Below are 13,852 nucleotides of genomic sequence, written 5' to 3'. Positions count from 1 at the left end.
CGAGATGCAAAAGGGCGGGCCGCAACGCGGCCCGCCCTTTCATCTTCCGTCACGTCGATCCGCACGCGTCACAGCGGACGGCGGACTTCGCCGTTCGAGGATCAGGCCTGTGCGGCCGTGACGATGATCTCGACCAGATATTCCGGACCGGCCAGCTTGGATTCGCCGGTGGCGCGTGCCGGTGCGTTACCCTGCGGCACCCAGGCGTCCCAGACAGCGTTCATCTTCTGGAAATCGGCCATGTCGGCAAGCCAGATCTGGGCGGACAGGATGCGGGTCTTGTCGGAGCCCGCAAGCGCCAGCAGCCGGTCGATCTCGGCCAGAACCTGCTTCGTCTGCGTCGTGACGTCGGCACCCGGCTCACCGACCTGGCCGGCCAGGTAGATGGTGCCGTTGTGGACGACTGCGCCGCTCATGCGGGCGCCGGTTTCAAAGCGAGTGATGGTCATCGGTTCGTTCCTGTCTTTGGTGTTCGAGCCCTGTGGCCGGCCAAACAGAGGCAGCAGCCACCCGCCGGCGGGTATCTGGAGCGGCCTCAGGTCTATACGATTGCCGCACGCGCATTGCCAGCACGATTGTGCCAGCGGAAATTGTGCCTGCGGAGCAATCCCCGGAACCGTCCTACCGGCCTTTCTCCGCCAGCACGGAAAGCTGTGTCAGGCTGGCGGCAATGACGTCTGCGACCGACGCATCGATGTCAACCGTCGCCACGTCCGGCTCGCCGGAAGGGTCCTCAAGGGCCGCAAGCTGGCTGTCGAGCAGGCACGCCGGCATGAAATGGCCCTTCCTCTCCCCCATCCGCTCAAGCAGAAGCGCGCGGCTGCCGCTCAGGAACACGAAGGAAAGGCCACTTCCTGCGGCCGACCGCAGGCGGTCGCGGTAGGCGCGCTTCAAGGCGGAACAGGAGACGACAATCCCCTGCTCCGATGCCGTGGCGTCGCGCAGCCGCTCGCCGATCCGCTCCAGCCAGGGCCAGCGGTCCGCGTCCGTCAGCGGCACGCCCTTCGACATCTTGTCGATATTGGCCTGCGGATGCAGTTGGTCGCCTTCGAGGAAGGAATAGCCGAGGCTTCCGGCAAGACCTTCGGCGACAGACGTCTTGCCGCAACCGGATACGCCCATCACGACGATCGCCCTGCCACTGTTCACGACCGGCCTCAGGCGCGCTTGCGCCGCTCGAGGCGGGCCTTGATCGCCTCCACGTCGACCCGCGGCGTGGCGGCAAACAGCGTCTTGGTATAGCTGTGCTGCGGATCGCCGAACACCTGATCGCGACTGCCGTATTCGACCGCCTCGCCGAAGTACATCACCATCACGTCGTCGGAGATGTGGCGCACGACCGACAGGTCGTGGCTGATGAAGACGTAGGTCAGGTGAAACTCTTCCTGCAGGTCGGCGAGAAGGTTGAGCACCTGGGCCTGGACCGACAGGTCGAGTGCCGAGACCGGCTCGTCCAGCACCAGAAGGCGCGGGTTGAGCATCAGCGCACGAGCGATCGCCACGCGCTGCCGCTGGCCGCCGGAAAACATGTGCGGATAGCGGCTGTAGTGCTTCTCCTCGAGCCCCACCTTCTTCAGCATCGCCATCGCCCTGTCCCGGCGCTCAGCGGCGGGGATCTTGGTGTTGATGATGAGCGGTTCGGTCAGGATGTCGCCGATTTTCTTGCGCGGGTTCAGCGAACCGTAGGGGTTCTGGAAAACGATCTGCACCTTGCTGCGCATGTCTGACGACAGCGGTTCGGCCACAATGTCCACCTTTTGGCCGTCGATCAGCATCTCGCCCGACGTGACCGGGTCGATCATCGTGACCATGCGGGCAAGCGTGGACTTGCCACAGCCGCTTTCGCCGACGATCGAGAGCGTCTTGCCCTGCTCGACCTTGAAGCTCACGCCCTTGACCGCATGGACCGTCTTGGCCTTCTTGAGAAGGCTTCCGGGGATGTGGTAGTCGCGCTTGAGATTGCGCGCCTCGAGAACGGGGGTCATCGAACGGCTCCCTCGAAAATCTGTTGGTCGGTGAGCTTTTCCGTGATCGTCGGCAGCCTGCCACCCACGGCATTTTCCGGCAGGGCGGACAGCAGCGCCTTGGTATAGACGCTCTTCGGATTCTCGAAGAGCGAGAGCACGTCGGCCTCCTCGATCTTCCGGCCCTTGTACTGCACGATCACGCGATCGGCGGTCTCGGCCACCACGCCCATGTCGTGCGTGATCATGATGAGGCCCATGCCGTGCTCGGCCTGGAGCTTCATCAGAAGGTCGAGGATCTGCTTCTGGATCGTCACGTCGAGCGCCGTTGTCGGCTCGTCGGCGATGAGAAGCTTCGGATTGCAGGCGAGCGCTGTCGCGATCATCACACGCTGGCACTGACCGCCAGACATCTGGTGCGGATAGTGGCCGAGTCGCTCCTCCGGGTTGGGGATGCCGACAAGCTGGAACAGCTCGATCGCCCGGGCCCGCCGCGCCTTGCGGTCGAGATCGGTATGCACGCGCAACACCTCCTCGATCTGGTAACCGACGGTGAAGCACGGATTGAGGCTGGCTACCGGCTCCTGGAAGATCATCGAGATCTCCTTGCCGATGATCTTGCGCCGCTCGGCGTCCGACATCGACTGCATGTCGCGGCCGTAGAAGGTGAGCTTGTCGGCGGTGACCTTGGCGGTCCAGGGCAGAAGGCCCATGGCGGCCAGCATGGAGACGGACTTGCCCGAGCCGGATTCGCCGACGATGGCGAGCACCTCGCCCTCGTCGACCTTCAGCGAGACACCGTCCACGGCCCGGAACGGGCCAGAGGCCGTCTGGAATTCGACGACCAGGTTCTGGATTTCGAGGAGCGACATCACGACCTCTTCAATTTCGGATCAAGAGCATCGCGCAGGCCGTCGCCCATCAGGTTGATGGCGAGCACGGTGATGAGAATGGCAAGGCCCGGGAAGGTGACGACCCACCAGGCGCGCTGGATGAATTCGCGCGCTTCGGCAAGCATCGTGCCCCATTCCGGCGTCGGCGGCTGGGCGCCCATGCCGAGGAAGCCGAGGGCTGCCGCGTCCAGGATCGCCGCCGAGAAGGCGAGCGTCGCCTGCACGATCAGCGGCGCCAAGCAGTTCGGCAGGATGGTCAGGAACATCAGCCGCAGGGTGCCCGCACCCGCCACTTTCGAGCCGACCACATAATCCTTGGTGCGCTCGGTCATCACGGCCGCACGCGTCAGGCGCACGAAGTGCGGCTGGTTGACGAGCGAGATCGCGATCATCGCATTCAGCAGGCCGGGGCCGAGCACTGCGACCAGCACCAGCGCCAGCAGCAGCGAGGGAAACGCCAGGATGATGTCCATGATGCGCATGATGAAGGTATCGACCCGCCCGCGGAAATAGCCGGCGACGAGACCGATCAACACACCCGAGATCACCGACAGCGTCACGACGACGAGGCCGATGAAGAGTGAGAAGCGCGCGCCATAGATCAGGCGCGAGAGGATGTCGCGGCCGACAGCGTCCGTGCCGAGGATGTGCCCCCAGCTGCCGCCTGCCTGCCAGACCGGCGGCATCAACAACATGTCGCGGTTCTGGACGCTCGGGCTGTGCGGCGCGACGATGGGCGCGAAGATCGCGACGAACAGGATGATCAGGAAGACCACCAGGCCGATCACCGCACCCTTGTTCCGCGAGAAGTAGAACCAGAATTCGGAGAGACCGGACGGCGGCGCCTTGGCTTCGGCGACCTTCGGATCGACGGCCTTGCTTTCGATTGCAGTCATTTCAGCCACCTCCTAGTGCCGGATCCGCGGGTTGATGAACCCGTAGAGCAGATCGACGATCAGGTTCACGAGCATGATGACGCCGGCGATCAGCATCAGGCCGCCCTGCACTACCGCGTAATCCCGCTTGAACACCGAATCGACCATCCACTTGCCGATGCCCGGCCAGGAAAAGATCGTTTCCGTCAGGATCGCGCCGGCCAGCAGCACGCCGACCTGCAGGCCGATGGTGGTGATGACCGGAATCATGGCGTTGCGCAACGCATGCACGCCGACGACGCGCAAGGGTGCGAGCCCCTTGGAGCGGGCGGTGCGGACGTAGTCTTCACCCAGCACTTCGAGCATCGCCGACCGCGTCTGGCGGGCGATGACGGCGAGCGGAATCGTCGCCAGCACGATCGTGGGCAGGATCAGGTAGGTGACCGCCGACTTGAAGGCGCCAGCCTGCCCGGACAGAAGGCTGTCGATCAGCATGAAACCGGTGACGGGCGGGAAGAAATACAACAGCGAGATGCGGCCCGAGACGGGAGTCCAGCCCAGATAGCCGGAGAAGAAGATGATCAGCAGCAGGCCCCACCAGAAGATCGGCATCGAATAGCCGACGAGGGCCGCGCCCATCACGGTCTGGTCGATCCACGAGCCGCGCTTTACAGCCGCCAGAACGCCTGCGGGAATCCCCAAGCAGACGGCGAGGATGATGGCGCAGAGCGACAGTTCGAGGGTCGCCGGGAAGAGCTGCAGGAAGTCGTCCAGCACCGGGCGCTTGGTGACGATCGAGCTGCCGAAGTCGCCGGTCAGCAGCCCGCCCAGGTAATCCAGGTACTGCACATACATCGGCCGGTCGAGGCCGAGCTGGTTCATCAGTTCGGCATGGCGTTCTGGCGACATGACCCGCTCGCCGGACATCAGCATGACCGGGTCGCCGGGAAGGAGTCGGATGAACGAGAAGGCAATGATCGATACCCCGATGAACGTGGGTATCAGGACGGCAAGCCGTCCGAGAATGAAGCGTAGCATGGGAGCCAATCCCTGTTGGAAAAAACCGACGGCCCGAATGTCTTCGGGCCGCCGGCAATGCACACTCTTTGTCGGCGTGCTTTTCTTGTTGGTATTTTACTCGGCGATGTCCACACCGTCAAAGCGGTGGATGCCGAGCGGGTCCATCACGAAGCCCGTGACCTTCTTGTTCATAGGGACGGCGACGAGCGAGTGGTCGATGGTGTTCCAAGGGGCTTCCTTCTTGAAGATGACCTGGGCCTCTTCATAGTACTTCGTGCGCTCTGCAACGTCGGCGGTCGCCTTGGCCTTCGTCATCAGGTCGTCGAATTCCTTGTTGCACCATTGTGCGCGGTTGTTACCGCCGACGGCGTCGCAACCAAGCAGCGTGTCGAGGAAGTTGTCCGGATCGCCGTTGTCGCCGGTCCAACCGAGGATGACGGCACCGTCGCGGTTCTTGTCGGAGGAGAGCTTGAGGTATTCGGCCCACTCGTAGGAGACGATCTCGACCTCGACGCCGATCTTGGCAAGGTCGGCCTGCATCAGCTCGGCGGCGCGGCGCGCGTTGAGCATGTAGGGACGAGCGACCGGCATGGCCCAGATCTTCATCTTCAGGCCGGAAACGCCTGCATCCTCAAGCATCTTCTTGGCTGCTTCCGGATCGTACTTGTCGTCTTCGACGGCGTCATTGTACGACCACATGGTCGGCGGGATCGGGTTCTTGGCAACCGTTGCCGCGCCCTGGAACACAGCATCGACGATGGCCTGCTTGTTGACGGCCATGTTGAGCGCCTTGCGGACCTCGACTTTGTCGAACGGAGCCACCAGCGTGTTGTAGGCGAGGTAGGCGACGTTCAGGCCTTCCTGCTCCAGAACCGTCAGGTTCGGGTCTTCCTTCAGGCCGGCAACGTCAGCGGCGTTCGGATAAGGCATGATATGGCATTCGCCGGCCTTGAGCTTCTGGGCGCGGACGGCGGCGTCGGTCGTGATCGCGAAGACGAGGTCGTCGATCTTCTGCGCGCCGCCCCAGTAGTCCGGGTTGGCCTTGTAGCGGATGGCGGCGTCGGCCTGATAGGCAACGAAGGTGTAGGGGCCGGTGCCGAGCGGCTGCTGGTTCATCAGCTCCATCTTGCCGTCGGCTTCGAGCTTGTCGGCGTACTCCTTCGACAGGATCGAGGCGAAGTCCATGCCGAGGTTGGCGAGGAACGGCGCTTCCGGGCGGTTGAGGGTGAACTTGACCGTCAGATCGTCAACCTTCTCGATCGACTTGATCAGTTCCGGGAAGCCCATGCCGGCAAAGTACTCCCAGGACGCGCCCGCGACGTACTTGTTCCACTTGTTGTCTTCCTTGTACTGGCGCTCGAACGAGAAGATGACGTCGTCGGCACTGAGTTCGCGCGTCGGCGTAAAGAATTCGGTGGTCTGGAACTTCACGCCCGGACGGAGCTTGAAGGTGTAGACAGTGCCGTCGTCGGAAACGGTCCAGCTTTCGGCAAGGCCCGGCTCGATCTCCGTGCTGCCGTGCTTGAATTCAACGAGGCGGTTGTAGACCGTGCGCGACGATGCGTCGAACGTCGTACCAGCGGTATACATGCCGGGATCAAAGCCTTCCGGCGATCCTTCGGAGCAATAGACGAGGGTCTTGGACCAGGCGGCAGACGCCATCATGGACGCAAGCGCGGTCGCCGCGAGGAGAGTAGTCAGCTTTTTCATAGCGAGCTTCCCAGATTTTGCTTTTTTGTTTGTTTCGGTCGCGGGTGCGCAAGTCGGGCCCCCGGCCTTGCGCGGATGGAACGATATTTGCCGCGCGATTGCAATAAGGCCGCGAATAATTTTATCCAGATGTAAAACAGTAGAGAAAAATCATCCGCAGAAGGCATTTTACGGGCCATTTCATCTGTCTCGCGCCCATGGCAGGCCGGCGACGCATACCGGGCATGAATCGAACGGACACAACTGCCGGCACACCTGACCGACATGCGCGAAACGTACGAAATTGCTCCCAGAAACGGTCACTTACGTGCATGTCAGGCATATTCTCACGGAAAAATGTGTCCCACTGCGAAAAAACGGACCTAATACTCTTTGCTCATGCTTTTTGCGCGGCTACAGTCCTGCGTCAGATGGTTGGGGAGCCGCGTGGCCGCACTTTCACCGCATCATCGCCGATATGATTTCGAATGCGATTTGGACAAGGCTCTCAATCGTGTCGATTTCTTCCGCCTGTTTCACGGCACGGCGCTGCGCTTCGGCTTCGAGCATTTCTGCGTCATTCAGTTGGGGGCGGATCAGGAAGGCGGCAGCCTTGCGAGCAAGCTTGTGCTGCACGACCTGTCGGCCGGCCTTGCGGAAACCTACGACAAGCGGCACCGCTTCCACGAATCCGACGTGGCGAAAAGCCTTCACCGCTCGGCCATACCGACGGTCTGGCGAGCCGGGGATCTGCCGGTTGAGACCGGCGACGGCGCGACACATAGCCTGCTGACGCAACTCGGCTTCGAGCTGGCGGCGGCCGTTCCCGTACAGGCCACGTCCGGCGCCCGCCATGCGGTGATCTACCTCGGCGACAACAGCGACATCCATCGCCAGCAGCACATGGAACTATGCTACGAGACCGCTTGCGTCTTCGACTACTTCTTTCGTGCCGTCCTATCGATCAAAACCGGAACAGGCCTGACTCGGCGCGAGACCGAAATCCTGCGGTGGATATCCTATGGCAAGACGGCGAGCGAGATAGCCCTCATCGTTTCGGTCTCGGAGCACACCGTCAACTCCCATACCGCAACGATCCTGAAGAAGCTCGACGTGGTGAACCGCACGCAAATGGTCGCCAAAGCGATCCGAGAGCAGATCATTCAGTAGGCCGGACCACTGGGAACGGTGTACAATTGCAAAACGAGGGGTTGTGGTAGACCGTTTGTTGAACCACAGTGCGACGAATGTGGCGGGACGCTACCGCGGCTTCCGGACGACGTCGCGCGAGACCAACCGGTCCACATGCAAGATAGACAACCGGTTAACGCCCAGGCCGAGCTCGCCATGACCGTCACCATAAACATCCTGCTCGTTGACGACGATCCCGCCGAGAACGTCATCATGCGCGCCTTGATGCGCAAGGTACCGAACGTCGATGTCAAGCTGCACTATGTCGAGACGGTGGAGGCCGCCCTCGAATTCATCCGCACCGGCGAACCGCGCCTCGACATGATCCTGATGGACAACCGCCTGCAGCCGCAGGCGGACTTCCGCGAGACGGTCCCTGAACTTCGCCAGAACGGCTATATCGGCCCGATCGGCGTCATCTCGTCGTCGATCGCCGACGCCTACTTCCAGAACATCGACGACTATGGCGTCGACTTCCGCATCGACAAGTCGGAGCTGGATCCGACCGCGATCGGCTTCATTATTCAGGAATTCGTCGACAAAGGGATGGGCACTTTTCAATAGCGCCGCAAGCGAAAGTGCGCCGCACGAAAAAGCCCCGCGACCGGACGGGCACGGGGCTGGCTCAGACGGAAAAGCAGCTCTCAGGCCGCAGGCTGGCGCTCGGCAGGCGGACCTTCAAGCCCAAGCAGGAAGCCGATCTGCGGGCGCGCCTTGACCAGGTCGTCAATCGTATACTGCTGCAGGACATCGAAGAACGCGTTCAGCGCCTTGCGCAGCGCGGCGTTCAGGCCGCAGCTGTCGACCAGCGGACACTCGATTTCGCCGGCCTCGAAACATTCGGCCATGGCGAACGAATCCTCGGTTACGCGCACGACGTCGAACAGCGTGATCTCTGACGCGGGCTTGGGCAGTCGGACCCCGCCGTTACGTCCGCGCACCGTTTCCACAAGTCCCGCACGCGTCAGCGGCTGGAGAATCTTGAACAGGAACAGCTCCGAAACGCCATAGGCCCTGGCGATCTCGGGAATGCGACTCAGCTTTTCGCCGTTCGCAGCGCAGTACATCAGCAGCCGCACAGCATAGTTGGTCTGTTTCGTCAGGCGCATTGCCGACTCCGAATCCGATAAGGTTGGCTCTACATATAGGCCGTATCAAAGTTTGGAACAATTCCAAAAAAGCGGAAAATCAAATTCATGTTATAAGCGCGCGCGGCATTGACTGCCGACCGCCCCCCGCTAAAGGTGACTTAGCCAGTTAAGATATAAGGAGGACCGTCCCATGGCACACTCATGGAAGATCGCACTTGCCCTTGCGCTAGCCGCAAGCACCGCCGCACCGGCGTTGGCAGAGGGAGAAGTGAACATCTATTCCTATCGCCAGCCCGACCTGATCAAGCCGTTGCTCGACCGCTTCACCCAGGAGACGGGCATCGCGACGAACGTGCTGTTCCTGGACAAGGGCCTCGTGGAGCGCATCCAGGCGGAAGGCGAGAATTCGCCGGCGGACATCATCCTGACGGTCGACATCAGCCGCCTTACCGAAGCCAAGGACGCCGGCGTCACGCAGCCGATCAAGAGCGCGATCGTGGACACCGACATTCCGGCACAGTATCGCGATCCCGACGGCGCCTGGGTCGGCCTGACCACGCGCGGCCGCGTCGTCTACGCCTCCAAGGACCGCGTCGCACAGGATACGATCACCTATGAAGAGCTGGCCGACCCGAAGTGGAAGGGCAAGATCTGCATCCGCGATGCGCAGCACTCCTATAATGTCGGCCTGATCGCATCGCTCATCGCCCATGACGGCGAGGCAAAGACGGAAGAGTGGCTGAAGGGGCTGAAAGCCAACCTTGCCCGCAAGCCGGACGGCGGCGACCGGGACCAGGCCAAGGCCATCTTCGCCGGCGAATGCGATATCGCCCTGGGCAACACCTACTATGTCGGCCTGATGATGACCAATGACAAGGAGACGGAGCAGAAGGACTGGGCCAACGCGATCAAGGTCCTGTTCCCCAACTCCAACGATCGCGGCACGCATGTAAACGTGTCGGGCGTCGCCATGGCGAAGAATGCGCCGAACAAGGAAAACGCGCAGAAGCTGATCGACTTCCTCGCTTCCGGCGAAGCCCAGGAAATCTATGCCGAGCAGGTCTTCGAGTATCCTGTCATGCCAGGCAAGGAGCCCTCGGACATCGTCAAGTCGTTCGGCACCATCAAGCCGGACACGCTGCCGCTCGCAGAGATCGCCGCCAACCGCAAGAAGGCATCGGAACTGGTCGACAAGGTCGGCGTGAACGACGGCCCGGGCAACTGATCGACGCACGCGATCCGAGAAATGCGAACGGCGGCCGAGAGGCCGCCGTCTTTTTTAGCTCGGTGGGCCTCGCGAGCAAGGCCACCTATCCGAGATTTACTTCATCGTCGGCATGACGAACTCGGCGCCGTCCTTGATGCCCGACGGCCAGCGGCTTGTGACCGTCTTGGTGCGCGTCCAGAATTTGATCGAATCCGTGCCGTGCTGGTTGAGATCGCCGAAGGAAGAGGCCTTCCAGCCACCGAAAGAGTGGTAGGCAAGCGGAACCGGGATCGGCACGTTGACGCCGACCATGCCGATGTTGATGCGGGAGGCGAAGTCACGGGCCGCATCGCCGTCGCGGGTGTAGATCGCAACGCCGTTGCCGTATTCGTGCTTCATCGGCAGCGAAAGCGCTTCCTCGTAGTTCTTCGCACGCACGACCGAGAGGACCGGCCCGAAGATCTCGGTCTTGTAGATGTCCATCTCAGGGGTGACGTGGTCGAACAGGCAGCCGCCGACGAAATAGCCGTCCTCATAGCCCTGAAGCTTGAAATCGCGGCCATCGACGACGAGCTTCGCGCCCTCTTCCACGCCGCGATCGATCAGGCCCCTGATGCGCGCCTGGGCTTCCTTGGTGACGACCGGGCCCAGATCGGCTTTCTCGTCGGTATAGGGGCCGATACGCAGGCTCTCGACCATCGGCGTCAGCTTGTCGATCAGGCGGTTGGCGGTTTCTTCGCCGACCGGGACGGCGACCGAGATTGCCATGCAGCGCTCGCCGGCGGAGCCGTAGCCTGCGCCCATCAGCGCGTTTGCGGCCTGGTCGAGGTCGGCATCGGGCATGATGATCATGTGGTTCTTGGCGCCGCCGAAGCACTGGGCGCGCTTGCCGTTCATCGCCGCGGTGCCATAGACGTAGCGGGCGATCGGCGTGGAGCCGACGAAGGATACCGCGCCAATGTCCGGATGGGTGAGGATCGCGTCGACCGCACCCTTGTCGCCGTTGACGACGTTGAGGATGCCTGCCGGCAGGCCGGCCTCGATCATCAGTTCCGCAAGGCGGATCGGCACTGAGGGGTCACGTTCGGAAGGCTTGAGGATAAAGGCGTTGCCGCAGGCGATCGCGGGCGCGAACATCCACATCGGGATCATCGCCGGGAAGTTGAACGGCGTGATGCCGGCACCGATGCCCACGGGCTGGCGCATAGAGTACATGTCGATGTTCGGACCGGCGCCTTCGGTGAACTCGCCCTTGGCAAGATGCGGGATGCCGATGACGAATTCGCAGACCTCGAGGCCGCGCAGGATGTCGCCCTTGGCGTCCTCGATGGTCTTGCCGTGCTCCTTCGAAAGAATCTCGGCAAGGTCGTTCATGTTTTCGTTCAAGAGCTGGACGAACTTCATGAACACGCGGGCGCGGCGCTGCGGATTGGCCGCAGCCCAGGCGGGCTGGGCGGCCTTGGCCACTTCGACGGCGGCGGCGAGCTCGGCATCGCCTGCCAGTGCGACCTTTGCCTGCACTTCGCCGGTGGCGGGGTTGAATACGTCGGCCGTGCGGCCGCTCTTGCCGGCAACGTGCTTGCCGCCGATGAAATGTCCGATCTCACGCATGGGACTTCCTCCAACTGTTTATAAAGGCATGATCGCACTACAAATTGCTCAACTCAATCGCCTGATGTAAGCAACCGTTGTGCATAAATTATAGCCCCAACCGGGGTCGAAGGCGAAATCATGAACTGGGACGACGTTCGCATGTTTCTCGCGGTTGCCCGCACCGGACAACTTCTGGCCGCCTCCCGCCGGCTCGGCGTCAACCACGCGACGCTCAGCCGCCGCGTCAGCGCGCTGGAGAAGGAGATGAAGACGCGGCTTCTGGTCCGGCGGACGAATGGCTGCGAGCTCACGGCGGAGGGCGAAGTGTTCCTCCACGCCGCCGAGCGGATGGAGACGGAAATGCTCACAGCCCAGGCCAGTATCGGCCGCATCGATGCCGCCGTCGCGGGCACCGTGCGCATCGGCGCGCCGGATGGCTTCGGCGTGTCGTTCCTGGCGCCGCGGCTCGGCCGACTGACGGCGCGCCACCCGGAGCTGAAAATCCAGCTCGTGCCGGTGCCGCGCTCCTTCTCCCTTTCGCAGCGCGAGGCCGACATCGCCATCACGCTCGAACGGCCCGACCAGGGGCGGCTCGTTTCCTCCAAGCTGACCGACTATACGCTCGGACTCTATGCAAGTCGCGGCTATCTTGCCGGCAACGGCGAACCCGGCGACATCGAGGCGCTGAAAACGCATCGGCGCATCGGCTATGTGGAGGACCTGATCTTCACCGCCTCGCTCGACTTCACCGGCGAGATCCTACGCAACTGGAACGCCTCGTTCGAGATATCGAGCGCCACGGGACAGACGGAAGCCGTGCGCTCCGGCGCCGGCATCGGCATCCTTCACAACTATATCGCCCGGCAGGACCCGGAACTTGTCCGCATCCTCCCGGACGCGACGATCCGGCGGGCTTACTGGACCACCTATCACGAAAGTGCCAGGGACCTTGCGCGGGTGCGTACGGTGACAGGCTTCGTGCAGGAACTGGTGGATCAGGAACAGGGGATCTTCGTCTGACGCGGCAGCGTATGGTCCAGCCGCGATCGCCCCGGCACGGGGACGGCATTACCGGGCCACTCCGAGGACCCGGTCATGCCTGCTGAAACCAAGGCCTCACTGGCCCTGCCGAGGTCTCATTACGCGGCCTGAAGCGACGCCATGTCGATGACGAAGCGATAGCGCACGTCCGAGCGCTCCATCCGGTCGAAGGCCTGGTTGATCTGATCCATGCGGATCATTTCGACATCCGGAAGCACGTTCTTGCGGGCGCAGAAGTCTAGAAGCTCCTGCGTCTGGCGGATGCCGCCGATCGGCGAGCCGGCGACGCGACGGCGACCCAGCAGCATGGGAACGCTGTTGAATGCGCTCATCGGTCCGACCTGACCGACGATGACCAGCGTACCGTCGACATCCAGCAACGGCAGGTAAGGATCGAGATCGTGCTTGACGGGGACGGTATCGACGATCAGGTCGAAGCTGGACTGTGCCGCCTCCATCGCCTCTGCATCGGTCGAGATCAGCAGCTTGTCGGCGCCGAGCGCAAGCGCATCCTCCGCCTTGCCGCTCGAACGGCTGAGCACGGTCACCTCCGCGCCCATCGCCGCGGCAAGCTTGACCGCCATGTGTCCGAGACCGCCAAGCCCGATGACCCCGACACGGCTGCCGGGACCGACGTTCCACGTCCTGAGCGGCGAATAGGTGGTGATGCCGGCGCACAGCAACGGTGCGGCGCGGGACAGGTCGAGTCCGTCCGGAATGCGGCAGGCGAACTCCTCGCGAACGACGAGGTGCTTGGAGTAGCCGCCGCGCGTGATATCGCCGGTGATGCGGTCGGGCGCATTGTAGGTGCCCGTGTTGCCCTTTCGGCAAAGCTGCTCCTCCCCGCGCCCGCACTGGTCGCATTCGAGGCAACTGTCGACCATGCAGCCCACCGCGACGTGATCACCCACCTTGTAGCGGGTGACCTCGCTGCCGATCTCGATGACGCGCCCGACGATCTCATGGCCGGGCACCAGCGGATAGACCGTCCAGTGCCAGTCGTTGCGTGCCATGTGCAGATCCGAATGGCAGACCCCGGAATAGAGGATCTCCATGACGACGTCGTTTGCGCGCGGAGCGCGACGCTCGAACGTGAACGGGACGAGCGGCTCCCTGGCATCGATCGCGGCAAAACCATAGGTTTTCATGCGGCAATTCCTTCTTTCTGTACGAACTGATGATAATGAAATGGAGGCCTATCGGCCGACCCGTGTTTGGAGATTTGCGGGATTGCGCGCGCCCCGGATCGCCAAATTATGCAGTGCTTCAATCATCGCGGCGTGTTCGC

At 62.6% G+C, this 13,852-nt stretch carries 14 protein-coding genes; 4 read left to right on the top strand and 10 right to left on the bottom strand.

Features of this window, described 5'->3' with window-relative positions:
* Window positions 1-101: 101 nt before the first annotated feature.
* From CRO48_RS21990 to CRO48_RS21960, 7 genes are all read right to left on the bottom strand, one after another.
* Window positions 102-449, bottom strand: a complete 348-nt coding sequence (locus tag CRO48_RS21990; protein ID WP_097142009.1) for a RidA family protein — start codon at window positions 447-449, stop codon at window positions 102-104.
* A gap of 172 nt (window positions 450-621) precedes the next feature.
* Entirely contained in the window at window positions 622-1,149 is a 528-nt protein-coding gene (locus CRO48_RS21985) for a gluconokinase (protein ID WP_280952690.1), read from the bottom strand.
* An 8-nt stretch (window positions 1,150-1,157) separates the two neighbouring features.
* Complete coding sequence (locus tag CRO48_RS21980) at window positions 1,158-1,985, bottom strand: dipeptide ABC transporter ATP-binding protein (RefSeq protein WP_097142007.1); 828 nt, start codon at window positions 1,983-1,985, stop codon at window positions 1,158-1,160.
* A complete protein-coding gene (locus tag CRO48_RS21975; RefSeq protein WP_097142006.1) occupies window positions 1,982-2,836 on the bottom strand; it encodes an ABC transporter ATP-binding protein in 855 nt (284 codons plus the stop codon). The genes CRO48_RS21980 and CRO48_RS21975 overlap by 4 nt, the downstream gene beginning before the upstream one ends.
* The gene (locus CRO48_RS21970) at window positions 2,836-3,753 is read right to left on the bottom strand and encodes an ABC transporter permease subunit (protein ID WP_097142005.1); all 918 of its coding nucleotides are present in this window, start codon (window positions 3,751-3,753) and stop codon (window positions 2,836-2,838) included. The genes CRO48_RS21975 and CRO48_RS21970 overlap by 1 nt, the downstream gene beginning before the upstream one ends.
* 12 nt (window positions 3,754-3,765) lie before the next feature.
* Window positions 3,766-4,770 carry an ABC transporter permease subunit gene (locus tag CRO48_RS21965; RefSeq protein ID WP_097142004.1) on the bottom strand — a complete coding sequence of 335 codons (1,005 nt, stop codon included), beginning with the start codon at window positions 4,768-4,770 and terminating at the stop codon, window positions 3,766-3,768.
* Window positions 4,771-4,866: 96 nt separating this feature from the next.
* Window positions 4,867-6,462 carry an ABC transporter substrate-binding protein gene (locus tag CRO48_RS21960; RefSeq protein WP_097142003.1) on the bottom strand — a complete coding sequence of 532 codons (1,596 nt, stop codon included), beginning with the start codon at window positions 6,460-6,462 and terminating at the stop codon, window positions 4,867-4,869.
* Between the two features lie 426 nt (window positions 6,463-6,888).
* Here CRO48_RS21960 and CRO48_RS33280 point away from each other — a divergent pair, with 426 nt between their 5' ends.
* Both CRO48_RS33280 and CRO48_RS21950 read left to right on the top strand, forming a co-directional pair.
* Entirely contained in the window at window positions 6,889-7,611 is a 723-nt protein-coding gene (locus CRO48_RS33280) for a helix-turn-helix transcriptional regulator (RefSeq protein WP_176526846.1), read from the top strand.
* Between the two features lie 177 nt (window positions 7,612-7,788).
* Window positions 7,789-8,196 (top strand): response regulator, encoded by a 408-nt coding sequence (locus CRO48_RS21950; protein WP_097142001.1) that lies wholly within the window; start codon window positions 7,789-7,791, stop codon window positions 8,194-8,196.
* 80 nt (window positions 8,197-8,276) lie between these two features.
* Here the strand turns inward: CRO48_RS21950 and rirA are convergent, their stop codons facing one another.
* On the bottom strand, window positions 8,277-8,741 hold the full coding sequence (gene rirA, locus CRO48_RS21945; RefSeq protein WP_097142000.1) for an iron-responsive transcriptional regulator RirA: 465 nt from the start codon (window positions 8,739-8,741) through the stop codon (window positions 8,277-8,279).
* 172 nt (window positions 8,742-8,913) lie between these two features.
* On the opposite strand from rirA, the gene CRO48_RS21940 reads away from it, so the two are divergent.
* Complete coding sequence (locus tag CRO48_RS21940; protein ID WP_097141999.1) at window positions 8,914-9,948, top strand: Fe(3+) ABC transporter substrate-binding protein; 1,035 nt, start codon at window positions 8,914-8,916, stop codon at window positions 9,946-9,948.
* Window positions 9,949-10,044: 96 nt separating this feature from the next.
* On the opposite strand, the gene CRO48_RS21935 is transcribed toward CRO48_RS21940, so the two are convergent.
* A complete protein-coding gene (locus tag CRO48_RS21935; protein WP_097141998.1) occupies window positions 10,045-11,541 on the bottom strand; it encodes a CoA-acylating methylmalonate-semialdehyde dehydrogenase in 1,497 nt (498 codons plus the stop codon).
* 120 nt (window positions 11,542-11,661) lie between these two features.
* Between CRO48_RS21935 and CRO48_RS21930 the strand changes: the two genes are divergently transcribed.
* On the top strand, window positions 11,662-12,543 hold the full coding sequence (locus CRO48_RS21930; protein ID WP_097141997.1) for a LysR family transcriptional regulator: 882 nt from the start codon (window positions 11,662-11,664) through the stop codon (window positions 12,541-12,543).
* 119 nt (window positions 12,544-12,662) lie between these two features.
* Here CRO48_RS21930 and CRO48_RS21925 read toward each other — a convergent pair whose 3' ends face one another.
* On the bottom strand, window positions 12,663-13,712 hold the full coding sequence (locus tag CRO48_RS21925) for an NAD(P)-dependent alcohol dehydrogenase (protein WP_097141996.1): 1,050 nt from the start codon (window positions 13,710-13,712) through the stop codon (window positions 12,663-12,665).
* Window positions 13,713-13,852: the final 140 nt, after the last annotated feature.

Origin of the sequence: Rhizobium subbaraonis, from assembly GCF_900220975.1 — a bacterium.
GTDB classification, from domain to species: domain Bacteria; phylum Pseudomonadota; class Alphaproteobacteria; order Rhizobiales; family Rhizobiaceae; genus Mycoplana; species Mycoplana subbaraonis.
This window is presented reverse-complemented; position numbering and strand designations above follow the sequence as displayed.

Coding starts and splice junctions, on each gene's coding strand:
- CRO48_RS21990 (WP_097142009.1), bottom strand. CDS start 449: ATGACCATCACTCGCTTTGAAACCGGCGCCCGCATGAGCGGCGCAGTC.
- CRO48_RS21980 (WP_097142007.1), bottom strand. CDS start 1,985: ATGACCCCCGTTCTCGAGGCGCGCAATCTCAAGCGCGACTACCACATC.
- CRO48_RS21975 (WP_097142006.1), bottom strand. CDS start 2,836: ATGTCGCTCCTCGAAATCCAGAACCTGGTCGTCGAATTCCAGACGGCC.
- CRO48_RS21970 (WP_097142005.1), bottom strand. CDS start 3,753: ATGACTGCAATCGAAAGCAAGGCCGTCGATCCGAAGGTCGCCGAAGCC.
- CRO48_RS21965 (WP_097142004.1), bottom strand. CDS start 4,770: ATGCTACGCTTCATTCTCGGACGGCTTGCCGTCCTGATACCCACGTTC.
- CRO48_RS21960 (WP_097142003.1), bottom strand. CDS start 6,462: ATGAAAAAGCTGACTACTCTCCTCGCGGCGACCGCGCTTGCGTCCATG.
- CRO48_RS21950 (WP_097142001.1), top strand. CDS start 7,789: ATGACCGTCACCATAAACATCCTGCTCGTTGACGACGATCCCGCCGAG.
- rirA (WP_097142000.1), bottom strand. CDS start 8,741: ATGCGCCTGACGAAACAGACCAACTATGCTGTGCGGCTGCTGATGTAC.
- CRO48_RS21940 (WP_097141999.1), top strand. CDS start 8,914: ATGGCACACTCATGGAAGATCGCACTTGCCCTTGCGCTAGCCGCAAGC.
- CRO48_RS21935 (WP_097141998.1), bottom strand. CDS start 11,541: ATGCGTGAGATCGGACATTTCATCGGCGGCAAGCACGTTGCCGGCAAG.
- CRO48_RS21930 (WP_097141997.1), top strand. CDS start 11,662: ATGAACTGGGACGACGTTCGCATGTTTCTCGCGGTTGCCCGCACCGGA.
- CRO48_RS21925 (WP_097141996.1), bottom strand. CDS start 13,712: ATGAAAACCTATGGTTTTGCCGCGATCGATGCCAGGGAGCCGCTCGTC.